Raw genomic sequence first — 613 nt, forward strand, 5'->3', positions numbered from 1 at the left:
TTATTGGAACAACACTGGTAAAAATTACCGATGACAATGCAAAAGAAGCTCAGGTACAAAAAGCATTAAATATAGGAAACTGGGTTTCGATTGTGTTAACGGCAATCGCCTGTTTCTTTCTGGTAAAATATATGTTACCGGAAACTATGCAAATGAGCTTTTTTGGCGAAGGTTCTAAAGATATTTCGTCAATGCGTGTTTTTTATGCAACTTTAGTTGGTTTAGTTGTTGGTGGAGCGATTTCATCAGTAACAGAATATTATACAGGATTAGGGACAAAACCAGTTATGGCAATTGTACAAAAATCATCTACAGGAGCAGGGACAAACGTTATTGCAGGTTTGGCAACAGGAATGATTTCTACTTTTCCAACTGTATTATTGTTTGCTGCGGCAATCTGGATTTCGTATGCTTTAGCAGGATTTTACGGAGTGGCTCTAGCGGCTTCGGCAATGATGGCTACAACAGCAATGCAATTAGCAATTGATGCTTTTGGACCAATATCTGACAATGCCGGAGGAATTGCCGAAATGAGCGAATTACCAAAAGAAGTTCGTACCAGAACTGATATTTTAGATTCAGTAGGAAATACAACTGCAGCAACCGGAAAAGG

At 38.8% G+C, this 613-nt stretch carries 1 protein-coding gene; it reads left to right on the forward strand.

The genetic code is table 11. The annotated features are described in order from the left end of the window. The coding region (locus tag BW716_RS35210) for a sodium/proton-translocating pyrophosphatase (protein WP_179091423.1) at positions 1-613 on the forward strand (613 nt) is incomplete at both ends.

The sequence above is a fragment of the [Flexibacter] sp. ATCC 35208 genome (assembly GCF_001975825.1).
Classification (GTDB): Bacteria; Bacteroidota; Bacteroidia; order Chitinophagales; family Chitinophagaceae; genus Chitinophaga.